Origin of the sequence: Panacagrimonas sp., assembly GCF_965216805.1 — a bacterium.
Lineage (GTDB): Bacteria > Pseudomonadota > Gammaproteobacteria > Nevskiales > Nevskiaceae > Panacagrimonas.
Map to the genome: position 1 here is coordinate 938,520 of NZ_CBDCGN010000003.1, position 14,234 is coordinate 952,753.

A 14,234-nucleotide genomic window follows, 5' to 3' on the forward strand; every position below is an offset into this window, starting at 1 on the left:
ATGGCAAAGCTTGGGGTATACGGAGTAGGAGTGGCCGCAGTACTGGCCATGCTGGCGTCGACCAGCGCGATCGCGCAGGGCGGCGGTGCCACCGCGGGCCGCGTGGATCGCAAGTTCCTGGGCGCGGATCTGTCGTTCAACGGGCAGTTCCGGCTCGAGACCGCGATCAGCACCGGTTACGCCGCGCCCGCCAACCAGTTTGGCGATCCCACCAACGGCATTGCCATACGTCGCAACGCCGGCAACCCCGCCCTCGGCTGGCAGACCACGCTGGTGCCCACCGACTCCCTGATCGGGCCCGGCGGCATCATTCCCATCAACACCGGCGTGCTGCCGCCGACCCTGGGCGTCAGCGACATCGGCGGTGGCGGGACCAGCGATACCTTTACCCGCTATGTGCCCGCGCGCAAGAACGATCTCAATTACCACGCGCTGCGTTTCGAATTTCAGCCGACGCTGCGCTGGGGTAACTTCTCGCTGATCACACGCCTGCGCGCGCTGTACGACCCGGGCGATCTGGGTTACCGGGACTTCGATGCGCGCGACTACGCCGACATCAACGGCGGTTTCAACAGCGAGAATTCCGACCAGTTCGACGGCAAGCCCAGCCATCTCGGCTATCGGGTGAATGGCGACGACAATCCGCTGCTGTTCGAGCGTTCCGGCCGCAATTACATGGTCGACCTGCCGGCCTTCTTCCTGCAGTGGACCAACGGCCAGAGCACGGTGCGCGTCGGTAACCAGAGCGTGGCCTGGGGCCAGTTGCTGTTCTTCCGCATCATGGACGTCGCCAACGGTCTGGATCTGCGCCGCCATTTGTTCCTGGATCGCGCCATCGAGGAGTTCGCCGACGAGCGCAATTCGGCGCCTGGCATCCGCATCACCCATCAGGTGACCGACCAGATCCAGGCTGACGCCTACGCGCTGCAGTTCATCCCGACGATCATCAACAACGTCAACACGCCTTACAACATCGTGCCGTCGCAGTTCTATATTCAGGATCGCTACAAGCAGTTCGGCTACGACGAGAAGTTCAACTACGGCATCCGCTTCAAGGGCGAGTACGGCAACTACAACCTGCAGGCCATGTTCACCCGGCGCTACAACCCGCTGGGCAACATCCGCTGGACCAAGTCCGAAATCAACAAGCCGCTGCCGAGTTCCAACCTGCTAGGGCTGGCGTTCAATCGCTATTGCGAACTGGCGCTCGGTTCGCCGCTGGGTCAGGGCTGCGGCCCGCAGTTGGCGCAGACCGCGTTCGAAGCCACCCCGGCCGGTGTGTTCACGGCCGAGGAATGGTTCTACTACTCGGGCTACATCAAGCTCGACGGCCTCGATGGTTTGAACCGCGCGATCGACGAGTTCCCGGCGGCACAGCAGATTCTGGCGCAGCCGATCGGCAACGATACCAACGCTGCCAACAACCAGCTCGATGCGTTCTTCATTGCGGCCGAAGGCCTGCACGGCCACATCGAGCGCATGTATTCGCCGGAGAACATCTACGGTCTGGGTGGTGGTTACGTGATCGATGCCGAGCCGGGCTCGCTGTTCGACCAGATGATCATCAACGTGGAAGCCACCTACACGACCGATCGCAAGTACACCCCGATCGACCTCAACCAGGGCTTCGCCGAAACCGATGAAGTTCAGGTGGGTGTGGTGGTCGAGAAGTATCAGCGCTTCTCGCAGAACTTCCCCGCCACCTACATGCTGTTCCAGTACCTGTGGCAGAAGGAGTTCGATCTCGCCGGTCTGGATCTGGCCGGCTACGGCAGCGAGAACTTCAGCGATCAGGGCATCATCCTGAATTCCGATGTGCCCACCAGCGCCGATCCCAGCATCACCCCGGGCCTGCCCGGCGGCGCCCACTACGTGGTGCTGGCCGCGCTGCAGCCGACCAATGCCTACATCTTCGAGTACAGCGTCGCCTCGCTGATCGACGTGCAGGGCGGCGTGCTGGTGCAGCCGGCGGTGCAATGGAAGCCGCGCGGCAACATCACCATGAACCTGTACTACAACTACATCACCGACAGCGCGTGGGGCGACAACGCCAACAACAATCTGATGAGCCTGCTCGATTTCGCGGACGAAATCGGCATTCGCATGGGTTACCAGTTCTAGAGCTTTCCCGTCTGACCGACTCCTCAGCGCTAAACCTACCCTAGCGCTTTTCGAACCGGCGGTCGGGTAACGACCGCCGGTATTTTTAACTCAGGAGGAGGCCCCGCCATGCACATCCGCAAATACGATCACCACTACAGTCGTCGCCATTTCCTCAAGCAGCTTGCGACGGGTGCGGCTACGGCAGGCGTGTTGGCGCCAACGTGGCAGACCATTGCAGCAACCGGCGAGATCAGCAAGGCCTATCCGGACGAACTGCTGTCGATCGACGCCTATACCAAGGGCAAGGTCAAGACCGGCGACGAGATCACCGCTGCCAATGTGGAGCATGTGAAAGATCTGTTGGAGCCGATCCGCTACGAGCAGATTCTCAAGCACGGACGCAAGCTCAAGGTCGTTGCATCCACCAAGGACGTGATGAAGCTGTCGCCCTGGGAATATCTGGAGGCGACGCTCAAGAATGCCGGCAAAGCCAGTTTCGACGACAAGGGCAACGTGGTTCACACCGCCGACGGTCAGCCCTGGATCGGCGGCAATCCGTTTCCCGATGCCAAGACCGGTATCGAGCTGTTTGCGGCGCAAACCCTGAGCTGGGGCCGCCACGATGCCTCGTTCTATGCCGTCAGCATCGACGACGTCGCGGTCGACGGCGAGACCCGTTTCCGATATCGCGGCGGCTGGGCGGAGTTGGCCACGGTGTCGCGGGTGAGCATGGACCCCAAGCCCTACTGGCCGGAGCACATCGACAAGCTGCGTTTCCAGTCGGTGTTCTTCACCGCGCCGCAGCAGTTCAAGGGCACCTCGTTTCTCAATGTGTGGGACTACGACCACAGCACCTTTCCCAAGCTGTACGGCTACGTGGCGGACTTCCGCCGCATCCGCCAGTTTCCGGCCGATCAGCGCTTCGAACCGCTGCTGCCGGGCACCACGATCTATTTGTCCGACGCTTGGGCTGCTGGCGATCCGCTCAACACCTGGAGCGACTACAAGATCGTCGGGCGTGGGCCGTTCCTGGCGGGCTTGTCCGGCAACTGGGAGGGGGCGGACCCCAACTGGGCGCACAAGAAGCATGGCGGCCCCAAGGGCGAGACGTTCTGGGATTCCACCGTGGAACTGGTGCCCGAGGCAATTCTGGTCGAGGCCAAACCCACCGGATTCCCGCGCGCGCCCATTTCCAAGAAGCAGGTGTGGTTCGATGCCCGCAATCAGGTCGTGATCGGCATGGTCACCTACGACCGCCGCGATCAGCCCTATCGTTCCTTCGATGGCGCCTACAGTCTCTACGAGCTGGGCGACAACAAGTTCATGGACGGCCAGCATCCGTACTGGAGCTGGTGTCATGTAACGGTCTCCGACATCCAGACCGGTCGGGTGACCCGCCTGGAGCAGCTCAAGAACGTGGATGGCCACCTGAGCGGCGCCAATGATCCCAAGATGTACGACAACTATCTGACCCAGACCGCGCTGATGCGGCTGGGCGCGGTCTGAACGGCTTTGCGGTAATCGATACTTCTTCTGCGGCAAACAACAACTTGCGGACGTGCCCATGAACAAACTTCCAGCCCCTTTCCGTCTTGCCAAATGGATCATGGACAAGCGCCTGCCCATCCTGATCCTGTTCGGGTTGGTCACGGCAGGATTCGCGGCCGGCTTCCCGGGTATCGAGATCCGCACCATCTTCAAGGACCTGTTGCCCAAGGACGATCCCTTCGTCCAGGTCTATTACGACCATCCCAATTTCGGCAACCCGCTGTCCATCTTCGTGATGGTCAAGCGTACCGACGGCGATATCTACAACTCCGACACCTTGCAGAAGGTCTGGGACCTGACCCGCAACATCGACTTGACGCCGGCCGTAGACCACGACCAGATGCTGTCGATCTCCACGGAAAAGCTGCGCTACGTGGAAGCAACACCCGAGGGTGTGGACGTGCGTCCGCTGATGGGTGACCGCGTGCCGGTCAACGACGAAGAGATCGAGGACTTCCGCAAGCGCGTGGAGCAGTCGCCCAACGCGCGCAACTTCTTCGTGTCGCGCGATGGCACCGCCACCCTGATCCAGGCCACCTTCCAGGATTATGTGGATTACGGCGTCGCCTTCGAGTATGTCGACAAGCTGGTAAAAGCGGCAGAAGACGAGAGCCACATCATCTACGTGGCGGGCCAGCCGACCCTGACCGGCTGGGTGTACAAGCTCAAGGAGCAGACCTACACCATCTTCGCCATCACGCTGGGCATGCTGGTGGTGGCGCTGGCGCTGTACATGCGTAACTTTGCCGGCACCTTTACCCCCATTGCTTGCAGTCTGGTGGCCGCGATCTGGGGCTTCGGTCTGGTGGGCTGGCTGAAGTCCCCGATCGAGCCGCTGCTGCTGATCGTGCCCTTGCTGTTGGTGGCGCGCTCGTTCTCGCATTGCGTGCAGTTCAGCGAACGTTTCTACGAGATCTACGCGCACCTCAAGAACAAGCGCAAAGCTGCCGAAGTGACCATGGGTGTGATGATGATGCCCTCGATCCTGGGCGTGATCACCGACGCGCTGGGCATCATCTTCATCGCGGTGGCGCCGATCCCCGCAATGGAGCGCTTTGCCCTGTTCTGCGGCTTCTGGGCCTTCTGCATCATCCCCACCGGCGTGTTCCTGATCTCGATCCTGCTGTCCTATCTGCCGGATCCGAAGAACATCGATTCCCTGGTTGCCACCAACGATGACCAGCAGGGCGGCTTTCATGCTGCGCAGAAGCGTGTGCTCGAGCGCATCGCGCGCCTCACGTTCGGCAAGCCGGCAAGGGTCACCACCGTGTTGTTCGTGGCGTTCTCGGCCGTGGCGATCTATCTGTCCTTCCAGATCAAGATCGGCAATCCGGTCGAGGGCAGTAACCTGCTGTGGGAGGATTCGGAGTTCAATACCGCGGTGCGCGCCATCAACGATCACTTCCCGGGCATGAACACCCTGGAATTGATCATCGAGTCCAAGAATCCGGTGGACGGCACCAATCGCATCGCGCTGTCGCCGGAGGCGATGGTCATCCGCTCCAAGCTGCAGGCCATCGTCGAGTCCGACCCGGTGCTGCCGCCGCGCGCGACCCTGTCGTTCAGCGACTACATGTCCGAGGGCAACCGCCTGTTCTCCGGCGGCAATCCGTTGTGGATGCCGATCGATCCCACCAAACTGGCAGCCTACAGCGCCGGCCAGGCGATCCTGTTCGGATCGACGCCGCTGAACTTCAGCAACGTGATGGACTTCAATGCCCAGCACTCCACCGTGTCGCTGTGGTACGCCGACAACAAGCAGGAAACGGTGGACGCAGCGCTGGCCAGCGCCAGGCGCGCGGTGGAGATCGTCGGCACCGACCACGAAAAGTTCACCGTGCGCATGGGCACCGGCTTCATCGCCCTGCAGCAGGCCATGAACCTGGTGGTGCAGCGCTATCACTGGGTGATCCTGGGCCTGTTGAATCTGGCGATCTTCGTGGTGGCTACCTTTGCCTACAAGTCGCCCATCGGCGCACTCATCGTGCTGATTCCGGTCAACCTGTCGAACTTCATTCTCACCGCGACCATGCATGTGCTCGGCATCGGTCTGGACATCAACTCGGTGATGGTCGCCGTGCTCGGCGTGGGGGTCGGTATCGACTACGGCATCTACCTGCTGTCGCGCATCTGCGAAGAGTTCAATGCGCAAGGCAAGGATTGGGGCAAGGCGATCACGGTGTCCCTGTCCACCACCGGCAAGGCCATCATGTTCACCGCCACCATCATGATCATCGGCATCCTGCCGTGGTACTTCTTGTCCGACCTCAAGTTCATGGCCGACATGGGTCTGCTGCTGGTGGCGATCATGCTGATCAACATGGTGTTGGCGCTGGTGCTGCTGCCCTTGCTGGTGTGGCTGATCAAGCCCAAGTTCGCCGCCCGCGAAGACCTGCTGGTGGGCGAGAGCGTGGACCTGTCGCTGTTCATGGACGACGCCGATCACGAGGCCGACAAGTCCACCGGCGGGCGGACCGCACCGGCGGTCTGATCGGGCGGATTCAGGCACAAGTTGTGTAATCGGGAGCCGGGCGTAAGCCCGGCTCTTTTTTGCCCTGTGCTGTCGTCGAGGAAGGACAAGCACAATCGGAAAACCGCGATAGCAACGTCGACCCGCTGGCGCCCGCCCATGCCGCCTTGCCCGAGGTGGAAATCCGCGGCGACGTCGCGCATCCCCTGCGACTGCAAGCCGAGCACCTGCATTCGGTCCCGCGGATCCAGCAGCGGTCCGATTTTCACTGCGTCACGACCCGGTCGGTGCGCGCGGTGCAATGGTCGGGCTGGCGCTTCGCGCAGGTGTACGAAGACATCCTGAGGCCGCAGGCCGGCGCGGAACGGGTGGCCTTCCGCGGTGCCGACGGTTATGCCTGCTGCCTGCCGCTGGAGGATCTGCTGGCTTCCGACGTGCTACTGGCGGACTAGATCGACGGGCGTATCGCTTTCCTTCCTCCTGCCCCCGTTCATGGATCATCCGCGCGCTAGAGTCGCCTTCGAGGAGCGCGCGCCGGTTTCCGGCGCGGATGCTGCGGCCGCTGTATCGCGCCCTGAAGCCTTCGACCGAGCGCATCGCTGCAAGGGCGCTGAACCCAAAAAGCGGCGCTTAGCCACGGATCACACGGATCACACGGATAAACACGGTTCGGAATATGAACTTTCTGAGCATCGGTGCTGCAGCGATTAGGTGACTTGATCGGCGCTGGCAAGTAGCCGATTTTCAATCCGCGTCATCCTTGAAATCGGCGGCAAATGCATTTTTCCAGGCTGAAGCGGCGTTGACTGCCGCGCAGATCCGTAGATCGGAACTCTTACTCTTCAGAGTGGGTGCATACGCCCACTCCGAGCGTACGCTTGAGTCTCGGCACATCGGAGGTGAACCTGTGGAATACGCACACCCGGAATACCTGGTCGAAACCCACTGGCTGCAGGAGCATCTCGACGATCCCGGACTGCGGGTGGTGGACTGCACGCACTACCTGCCGAACTACTTCGACGAAAGCGCAGCACGCTACATCGAAAAGCTCAGCGGTCGTCAGAATCACCAGAACGGACACATTCCCGGCAGCGTCTTCGTCGATCTGCGCGACGATCTGTGCGATCCGTCCAACGACCGCTTCATGTATCCAATGTGCTCGGCCGCGCAGTTCGCATCGACGATGTCGCGCCTGGGCATCGGCCCCGACACGCGTGTGGTGCTGTACGACGACATGCTCAACATCTGGGCCGCGCGAGTGTGGTGGATGCTGCGCAGCTTTGGATTCGAGCGTGCTGCGGTGCTCAACGGCGGCTGGAAGAAATGGGTTGCCGAGGGACGGCCGGTAACCACCACCATGAGCACGCCGCTACCGGCGCAGTTTGTCTGTCGACCGCGTGCCGGACTCATTGCCGACCAGGTTGAGGTTCTTGCCGCGATCGACCGGGGCGATACCTGCCTCGTCCATTCTCTGGACCCGGACGAGTACGCCGGCCGGGGTGCCGTCCGCTACCAGCGACCGGGCCACATACCCTCCAGCGTCAATGTCTCGTTTCTGGGTCTTGTCGACCCGGACACGCAGGCCTATCTCCCCGCCGACCGCTTGCATGAGCAGTTCGAAAGAGTTGGAGCGCTGGCCGCCGACCGTGTCATCACCTACTGCGGTGGCGCCATCGCGGCGTGCAGCACCGCGTTCGCGATGACGTTGCTCGGCGTGAAGAACATCGGCGTCTACGACGGCTCGATGACCGAATGGGCGGCGGACCTCAATCTTCCTCTGGTGGTGGGAGAAGCTGCGCGTTGAGGGTCTGCAAGGCGCGCGAGGCATCGAACCGATGATCGCGCCGCGACGCTCGAGGGGCGCGGTCCCGTCGCCGAAGGCAGCATGTTCATCGTTCGCGCGAGGCTCGGTGTGGTTGCGTCCGGAAAGACGCATCTGCCACGGATCGAAAGTCCACGGCTCGCGATCCAGTCGCAGAGCCGGTCAGGTTCCGAATCGCGTTTGCCTGTGTTATCCGTGGTCGGCGATCGCCCTTACCTTGACCTGCCGACGACTCGGGCATGCCAGGAAATTCCGAATCGCCCGTGCCCGTCCTTGCAGCTCTCGCCGGCGTAAGAGCTTATTCGGCGTTTCCCCGGCGGCCATGGTGCAGCCGCACCAGCTCCGCGAAGCGCGCGACATGACCCTGCAGGAACTTGCGTGTGCTTTCCACGGTGACCTGCGACTGTGCATCGATCAGCTCGGGTTTGAACTGCAGATAGCACTCGCCGCCCATGACCGCGGCGCCCAGCACGCCCAGGATCTGGCGCAGATGCTGCTGGCCCACCGCGGTGCCGATGGCGCCCGGCGAGGTGCCGGCGATGGCGATGGCCTGGCCGCGCCACACGTTGGCATCGGCCGGCTTGGAACCCCAGTCGATGGCGTTCTTGAGCACTGCGGGCAGCGAGCGATTGTGCTCGGGCATGACCACCAGCAGGCCCTGCGCCGCGCGTACTTCGTCGGTGAAACGATCGACGCAGTGCGGCCGGTGGGTTTCGAGGTCGCCGTTGTACATCGGCAGATCGTCGACGCCGATCCAGTTGAACTTCAGATCAGACGGCGCCAGCGCGACCAGGGCCTGGGCCAGCTTGCGATTGATGGATTCGCGGCGATTGCTGCCGACGATGACGGCGACGTCTTAGAAACTCATGAACGGAACTCCGATGGTGAGTCAGGAACACGCAATTCGAGACCGGGATTTCCGCCATCGACGATGACGGACACGCACGGATCGGCATTGCGTCATCTCGGCGGATTTCGCGCACCGACCTCGCAATTCGATCGTGGTATCCGCGATCATGTTCCGACCGCGCTGCACCTGCGCGCTTGGCGGCAGAAACCTGCTGCCGAAATTCAAGCAATCGATCGAACAGGAAATCCGCTATGAGAGTGGTCGAGTTTACCCACGGAAAGGGAATTGAGGGCCTGCGTCACGTCGAGCGCGTCGCACGCGAGCCCGGCGCTGGCGAAGTGCGGGTGGCGGTGCGCGCGGTGTCGCTCAATTACCGCGACCTGATGGGCGTCAAGGGCATCTATCCGCAGGCAGTGCCGCATCCGGTGATCGCGGCCTCGGACTGCGCGGGCGAGGTCACCGCGGTGGGCGCTGGGGTTACGGCTTTCAAGCCCGGCGATCGCGTGGCCAACACCTTCTTCCACGGCTGGGACGACGGCCCGGTTTCTCTGGCCAAGGTTTCGGAATCCTTTGGCGGCAATGTCGACGGCGTACTGACCGAAGAACTGGTGCTGCCGCAGAGCCGCCTGGCGGGGTTGCCGGCGCAGATGGATTTCGTGCAGGGCGCGACGCTGACCTGCGCGGGGGTCACTGCATGGAACGCCATCGTCGAATTTGCCCAACTCAAGCCGGGCGCACGCGTGCTGCTGCTGGGCACCGGCGGTGTTTCGATCTGGGGCCTGCAGATTGCCCGCGCCGCTGGCATGGAAGCGATCGTCACCTCGTCCAGCGACGCCAAGCTGGAACGCGCCAGGGCGCTTGGTGCCACCGGGCTGGTCAACTACCGCAAGACGCCGGAATGGCAGCACGAGGTGCTCAAGCTCAGCGGCGGTGAGGGCGTGGACTTGGCCATCGAGGTCGGCGGGCAGGGTACTTTGTCGCGCTCGGTGGCGAGTACCTGCGTCGGCGGACGCGTCGCCATCATCGGCGGTGTCAGCGGCTTCGGCGCCGATCCGGAATTCTCGCCGATGAGCCTGATCATCGGCGCCAAACGCATGGAAGGCCTGTTCGTCGGCAGCCGCGCGATGCTGCAGGACCTGAGCCGTTTCGTCGGCGCCAACCGCATCGAGCCAGTGGTGGATCGGGTGTTCGGATTCGAGCAGGTGCAGGACGCCTATCGTCACCTGGAATCCGGCAATCACTTCGGCAAGGTGGCGATCCGCGTAGGGGCTTGAGCGAGCGTCGTACAGGAGCCGGACCCGCGCAAATCAGCGATAACGGTTCTAGATCGCCAGCCCGGCCCGATACCCTTCGGAAATTGCGGCTTCGATGAAGCGCGGACTCAGCGCATCGCCAATCACGTGAAGGTCGTCGCTACGGAAATCGCCGAGTTCCCGAATGAGCTCGTCATTGGTCTGGTTGTAGCCGACGAGCACGACGGTGGTGGCCGGCACCACGGTCGGCAGCTTGTCCTGCGTCGGGTCGAAGATGTGGACCGACTCTGCGTCGATGTGCGACAGCGTCGCCCGCGTGTGGACGTGAAAGCGCTGCGTGCGGCGCATGCGTGCATACGCGGGTTCGGCACGAAAGCAGGCGTCCATCAACGGCGCGAAGGCGGCGTGGCGCGTCACGTAGCGAACCTGCAGGCCCTGGTTGATCAGGTGTTCGGCGGCGGCGATGCCCTCGTAATGACCGACGTCGTCGAGCACCACCGCGCTGACGCCGAGTTTTTCGCGCGGCAGCGACAAGGCGTCCTCGGACGAGATCACATGCGACTGTGCGATGCCGGCGATCGCCAATCCCGGACGATGCCGCTGCCCGCCGTCCATGCGTGGCCGTGAACCGGTGGCCAGCACCAGCGCATCGGGCGCTTCGGCGCGCACATCGTCGGCGTCGATGTGACGGTCGGTGAAGGTCTCTACGCCCAGGCGCCGCAGTTCGGCTTCCTGCCACCAGGCGATATCGCCGAAGGACGCCATTTTCGGGGCGTGCGCAGCGGCAAAGCGCACCACGCCGCCAAGCTGGGGCCGGGCCTCGAACAGACGTACGCGATGACCCCGCAGTGCCGCAACTCGCGCCGCTTCCATGCCGGCCACGCCGCCGCCGATGACCATGACCTTGCGCACGGTTTCGGCGGGGGTCGGCTCGGGCACCGCTGGATTCCAGGTTGGCCCGCGGATTCACGGCGCAGAACGGCTCGCCCGGCGGCAGGAACAGGCCGCCGATGCAACGCTGGTTGCAGGCGATGCAGGGACGGATCTGATCGACCTTGTTCTCGCGCGTCTTGCGCACGATGTGCGGATCGGCCAGATGTGCGCGCACCATGCCGACCAGATCGGCCTGGCCCAGGCGCACCGCCTGGTCCACTTCTTCGAGGGTGCGGAAGCGGCCGGTGATCAGCACCGGCAGTTGCGTGTGCGCCTTGACCTCGCCGTTGTAGCGCAGCTGATAGCCGGAGGGCTCGTGCATGGGTGCCGCCATCATGTCCGGCGCGCTGTATTCGCCCAGGGTCAGGTTCAGGTAATCGACCAGGCCTTCGGCCTCGATCATGCCGACCACCTGCATCATCTCGTCGAGCTCCAGCAGGCCGGGGCGGGTCTCCGGTCCCATGCGCACGCCCACCACAAAGCCCTTGGGCACTGACGCGCGCACCGCACGCAGCACGTCCAGCAGGAAGCGCGCGCGGTTGTCGAGCGCACCGCCGTAGTCGTCGTCGCGATGATTGATCGCCGTGGCCAGGAACTGGCGCAACAGATAGCCGTGCCCGGCGTGGATCTCGCAGCCCTGCAGGCCGGCACGTGCCACGCGCATCGCGCCGAGTCGGTACGCCTCGACGATCTCGGCGATCTGCGCCTTGCTCATCGCCACGGCCTGCACGCCAACCATCACGCCCGGCGTCGCCGAGGCCGACCACGGCGGCGAGCCGTCGGCGGTAAACGCATTGTGGCCACCGTGCCAGAGTTGCACGAAGGTGCGCATGGGATAACGGTCCATGCGGGCGGCAAACTGCGCCAGGCCCTCGACCGATTCGTCATCCCATACCGCAAGACCGTTGGGATGCAGCAGCGAAGACCCGTGAATCGCCGCGCCGCCGGTGATGGTCAGGCCGACGCCGCCGCGAGCGGTCTCCTCGTGCGCAGCGATGAAGCGTTCGCTGACCCTGCCACCCGGCGTGTTGTTGGCGGTATGCGCGGGCCGGAACACGCGATTGGGAACGCTGACGCCGCCGATCCGGATCGGCGAGAAAGCCTTGGCGTACATCGCGGCTCCTGGCTGGCATGCGGTCCGCCAGGGTGGCGGACCTGCAGTCGCTGGGTGTGTGCAGTTCAGCCCGGGGGCGGCGGCAGGGTGGTGAACACGTGCTGCTGGTCCTTGGGCACCGGCGCTGCACCCTGCTTGACCAGTTCGGTTGCCGGCACGCCGCTGCGCAGTTTGGCGAGCAGCATCTCCGGATTGAAATCCACCCCGATGGGGTTGGCGGCAAAGGCCTCCGAGGCGAACCAGGCCTTGCACTCGTCCATGCTGGGAAAGTTGTCGACCTGCAGTTCGATCTCGTTGCCGTCCGGGTCGCGGTAGTACATCGAGGTGCTCATGCCGTGGTTGATGCACCAGAACGGCGTGATGCCCTCGGCCTTCAATCGCTCCCAGGTGTGCAGCAGATCGGGCAGGGATTCGTAGGTGAAGGCAATGTGGTCGATGCCGGTGCGCATGGTATCGGGCGCGGGCAGATGCGCGGTGTTGAGAAAGGCGATGCGGTGGTGTTCGTCGTCGTAAGTCAGAAAGGCGATCACCGGCGCTTCGAACGAAGTCTGCAGGTGAAACACCTTGCGATACCAGGCCAGCATGTCCTGGAAACGCTTGGCGCGGATGACGTAATGCGCCAGCTTGCAGGGAACCACCTTGGATGCGGACGCAGCGACTGACGCGGCGGCGGAAGGGGTGTGCGGTGCGTTCATGAGTCTGCTCCTGGATGACCGGAATTGCGGGGCCGTTCTGACGACGGCGTAGGCGGTCTGGACCGGTTGCATTCTCCATATGTTTACCATATGGTCAAGTGCATTCGGAGCCTTGAATTCCGAACCCGTACGCTCGCGTAACGGGCAGACGCCACGAACGTCAGGAGGAGCGTCATGCGGTTGGGTACTTATGTCTTGGGCGACGCGGCTGCCCGGCCGGCGGTGATTGCTGACGAACGCGTGTATGACATCGGCGCGCACCTGCCGGACGCGCCGTCGACGATGATCGGCCTCCTGGAAGCTCTCGACACCTGGCGCGCGCAGCTTCAGGCCCTGCCGCAGATCGCAGGCTGGCATGCGCTCAGCGAAGTGCGATTGCTGGCCCCGGTGCCGCGGCCCGGAAAAATCCTGGCGCTGGGGCTCAACTACCGCGACCACGCCGCCGAAGCGAACATGGCCCTGCCCGAAGTGCAGACCTGGTTCGCCAAGATGCCCACCGCAACCAACTCGCCGTATGGCGATGTGCATCTGCCGCGGGTGTCCACCAAGCTCGATTACGAAGCCGAGCTGGCCATCGTGATCGGCACGCGCGCAAAGCATGTCGTGCGCGAGCAGGCGCGCCAGGCGATCGCCGGCTATTGCTGCGCCAACGATGTCAGCGTGCGCGACTGGCAGTTGCGTACCACGCAGTTCGTGGTGGGCAAGTCATTCGACACCCATTGCCCGTTCGGGCCGTGGATCCTCACCGCCGACGAGATCGCCGACCCGCAGGCGCTCGGCATCCGTTGCAGCGTCAACGGCGAGCAGCGGCAGAACTCGAACACCCGCGAAATGGTGTTCGATGTCTTTGCCATGATCGAACACCTGTCGCAGGCGATGACCCTGGAGCCCGGCGATGTGATCCTCACCGGCACGCCGGCCGGCGTCGGCGCGGTGAGCAAGCCGCCGCGCTATCTGGCGGCGGGCGACGTGGTGCGGGTCGAGATCGACGGCATCGGCGCCATCGAAAACCGCGTGATCGACGAGCCGCGCTGAGCACCCCACCGGCACCACGCGGCCAGTTGCCACGCGCCCGGCAGGCAGGAGGAGACCGACACCATGCAGACGCCGCAGTCATTGCCGCCCGGCTTCGAGGATCTGGCGCCCTACGCGGCGTACTGGGCTGGCGAAACCAACGACATCCGCTGGGACCGCCGCTCGCGTGCGGCGATGGCGGACATCCAGCAGTTCTATCAGGCGATGCTGCCGCGTGCGGAAGATGCCTTCGGCCATCTGCAGCAGTTCCTGCTCGACGACATGCCTGAGGACGCGGCGCGCCTGTTCCGCCTGCTGCTGTCGCTGCCGCATGCGGCAATGGCGGTGGAATTTCATGGCCAGCCGCGCGCGGTGGGTTCGCCGTTTCCGCATGGCATGAGCATCGGCCGCGGGCCGTAGCCGCAGGGTGGA

The 14,234-nt window shown here is 63.7% G+C and carries 12 protein-coding genes and 1 pseudogene; 9 read left to right on the forward strand and 4 right to left on the reverse strand.

The features are described 5' to 3' along the window. From ACOOHP_RS17375 to ACOOHP_RS17395, 5 genes are all read left to right on the forward strand, one after another. Nucleotides 1–2,121: a DUF1302 family protein gene (locus ACOOHP_RS17375; protein WP_420467749.1), complete on the forward strand. Its 2,121-nt coding sequence runs from the start codon at nt 1–3 to the stop codon at nt 2,119–2,121. Between the two features lie 108 nt (nt 2,122–2,229). Continuing rightward, nucleotides 2,230–3,609: a DUF1329 domain-containing protein gene (locus tag ACOOHP_RS17380; RefSeq protein WP_420467750.1), complete on the forward strand. Its 1,380-nt coding sequence runs from the start codon at nt 2,230–2,232 to the stop codon at nt 3,607–3,609. A gap of 58 nt (nt 3,610–3,667) precedes the next feature. After that, complete coding sequence (locus ACOOHP_RS17385) at nt 3,668–6,142, forward strand: efflux RND transporter permease subunit (protein WP_420467751.1); 2,475 nt, start codon at nt 3,668–3,670, stop codon at nt 6,140–6,142. 59 nt (nt 6,143–6,201) lie between these two features. Further along, nucleotides 6,202–6,573, forward strand: coding sequence for a molybdopterin-dependent oxidoreductase (locus tag ACOOHP_RS17390; RefSeq protein WP_420467752.1), 372 nt, complete (start codon nt 6,202–6,204; stop codon nt 6,571–6,573). A 455-nt stretch (nt 6,574–7,028) separates the two neighbouring features. Next, nucleotides 7,029–7,925, forward strand: coding sequence for a sulfurtransferase (locus ACOOHP_RS17395; protein ID WP_420467753.1), 897 nt, complete (start codon nt 7,029–7,031; stop codon nt 7,923–7,925). 316 nt (nt 7,926–8,241) lie between these two features. Here the strand turns inward: ACOOHP_RS17395 and ACOOHP_RS17400 are convergent, their stop codons facing one another. Continuing rightward, nucleotides 8,242–8,760, reverse strand: coding sequence for an NADPH-dependent FMN reductase (locus tag ACOOHP_RS17400; RefSeq protein WP_420468735.1), 519 nt, complete (start codon nt 8,758–8,760; stop codon nt 8,242–8,244). On the opposite strand from ACOOHP_RS17400, the gene ACOOHP_RS17405 reads away from it, so the two are divergent. Continuing rightward, on the forward strand, nt 8,650–9,048 hold the full coding sequence (locus ACOOHP_RS17405; RefSeq protein WP_420467754.1) for a hypothetical protein: 399 nt from the start codon (nt 8,650–8,652) through the stop codon (nt 9,046–9,048). The genes ACOOHP_RS17400 and ACOOHP_RS17405 overlap by 111 nt on opposite strands. Beyond that, nucleotides 9,045–10,067 (forward strand): zinc-dependent alcohol dehydrogenase family protein, encoded by a 1,023-nt coding sequence (locus ACOOHP_RS17410; RefSeq protein ID WP_420467755.1) that lies wholly within the window; start codon nt 9,045–9,047, stop codon nt 10,065–10,067. The genes ACOOHP_RS17405 and ACOOHP_RS17410 overlap by 4 nt, the downstream gene beginning before the upstream one ends. 48 nt (nt 10,068–10,115) lie before the next feature. Here the strand turns inward: ACOOHP_RS17410 and ACOOHP_RS17415 are convergent, their stop codons facing one another. The 3 genes and pseudogenes from ACOOHP_RS17415 to ACOOHP_RS17425 form a co-directional block, all read right to left on the reverse strand. Next, a complete protein-coding gene (locus ACOOHP_RS17415) occupies nt 10,116–10,958 on the reverse strand; it encodes an FAD-dependent oxidoreductase (protein WP_420467756.1) in 843 nt (280 codons plus the stop codon). A 202-nt stretch (nt 10,959–11,160) separates the two neighbouring features. Further along, nucleotides 11,161–12,093: pseudogene (locus tag ACOOHP_RS17420) on the reverse strand (NADH-flavin oxidoreductase/NADH oxidase); the annotation flags it as partial. Nucleotides 12,094–12,158: 65 nt separating this feature from the next. Next, on the reverse strand, nt 12,159–12,788 hold the full coding sequence (locus ACOOHP_RS17425; RefSeq protein WP_420467757.1) for a VOC family protein: 630 nt from the start codon (nt 12,786–12,788) through the stop codon (nt 12,159–12,161). 174 nt (nt 12,789–12,962) lie between these two features. Between ACOOHP_RS17425 and ACOOHP_RS17430 the strand changes: the two genes are divergently transcribed. Beyond that, nucleotides 12,963–13,823, forward strand: a complete 861-nt coding sequence (locus ACOOHP_RS17430) for a fumarylacetoacetate hydrolase family protein (protein WP_420467758.1) — start codon at nt 12,963–12,965, stop codon at nt 13,821–13,823. Between the two features lie 63 nt (nt 13,824–13,886). Continuing rightward, nucleotides 13,887–14,222: a hypothetical protein gene (locus ACOOHP_RS17435; protein WP_420467759.1), complete on the forward strand. Its 336-nt coding sequence runs from the start codon at nt 13,887–13,889 to the stop codon at nt 14,220–14,222. Nucleotides 14,223–14,234: the final 12 nt, after the last annotated feature.

Coding starts and splice junctions, on each gene's coding strand:
- ACOOHP_RS17375 (WP_420467749.1), top strand. CDS start 1: ATGGCAAAGCTTGGGGTATACGGAGTAGGAGTGGCCGCAGTACTGGCC.
- ACOOHP_RS17380 (WP_420467750.1), top strand. CDS start 2,230: ATGCACATCCGCAAATACGATCACCACTACAGTCGTCGCCATTTCCTC.
- ACOOHP_RS17385 (WP_420467751.1), top strand. CDS start 3,668: ATGAACAAACTTCCAGCCCCTTTCCGTCTTGCCAAATGGATCATGGAC.
- ACOOHP_RS17410 (WP_420467755.1), top strand. CDS start 9,045: ATGAGAGTGGTCGAGTTTACCCACGGAAAGGGAATTGAGGGCCTGCGT.
- ACOOHP_RS17425 (WP_420467757.1), bottom strand. CDS start 12,788: ATGAACGCACCGCACACCCCTTCCGCCGCCGCGTCAGTCGCTGCGTCC.
- ACOOHP_RS17430 (WP_420467758.1), top strand. CDS start 12,963: ATGCGGTTGGGTACTTATGTCTTGGGCGACGCGGCTGCCCGGCCGGCG.
- ACOOHP_RS17435 (WP_420467759.1), top strand. CDS start 13,887: ATGCAGACGCCGCAGTCATTGCCGCCCGGCTTCGAGGATCTGGCGCCC.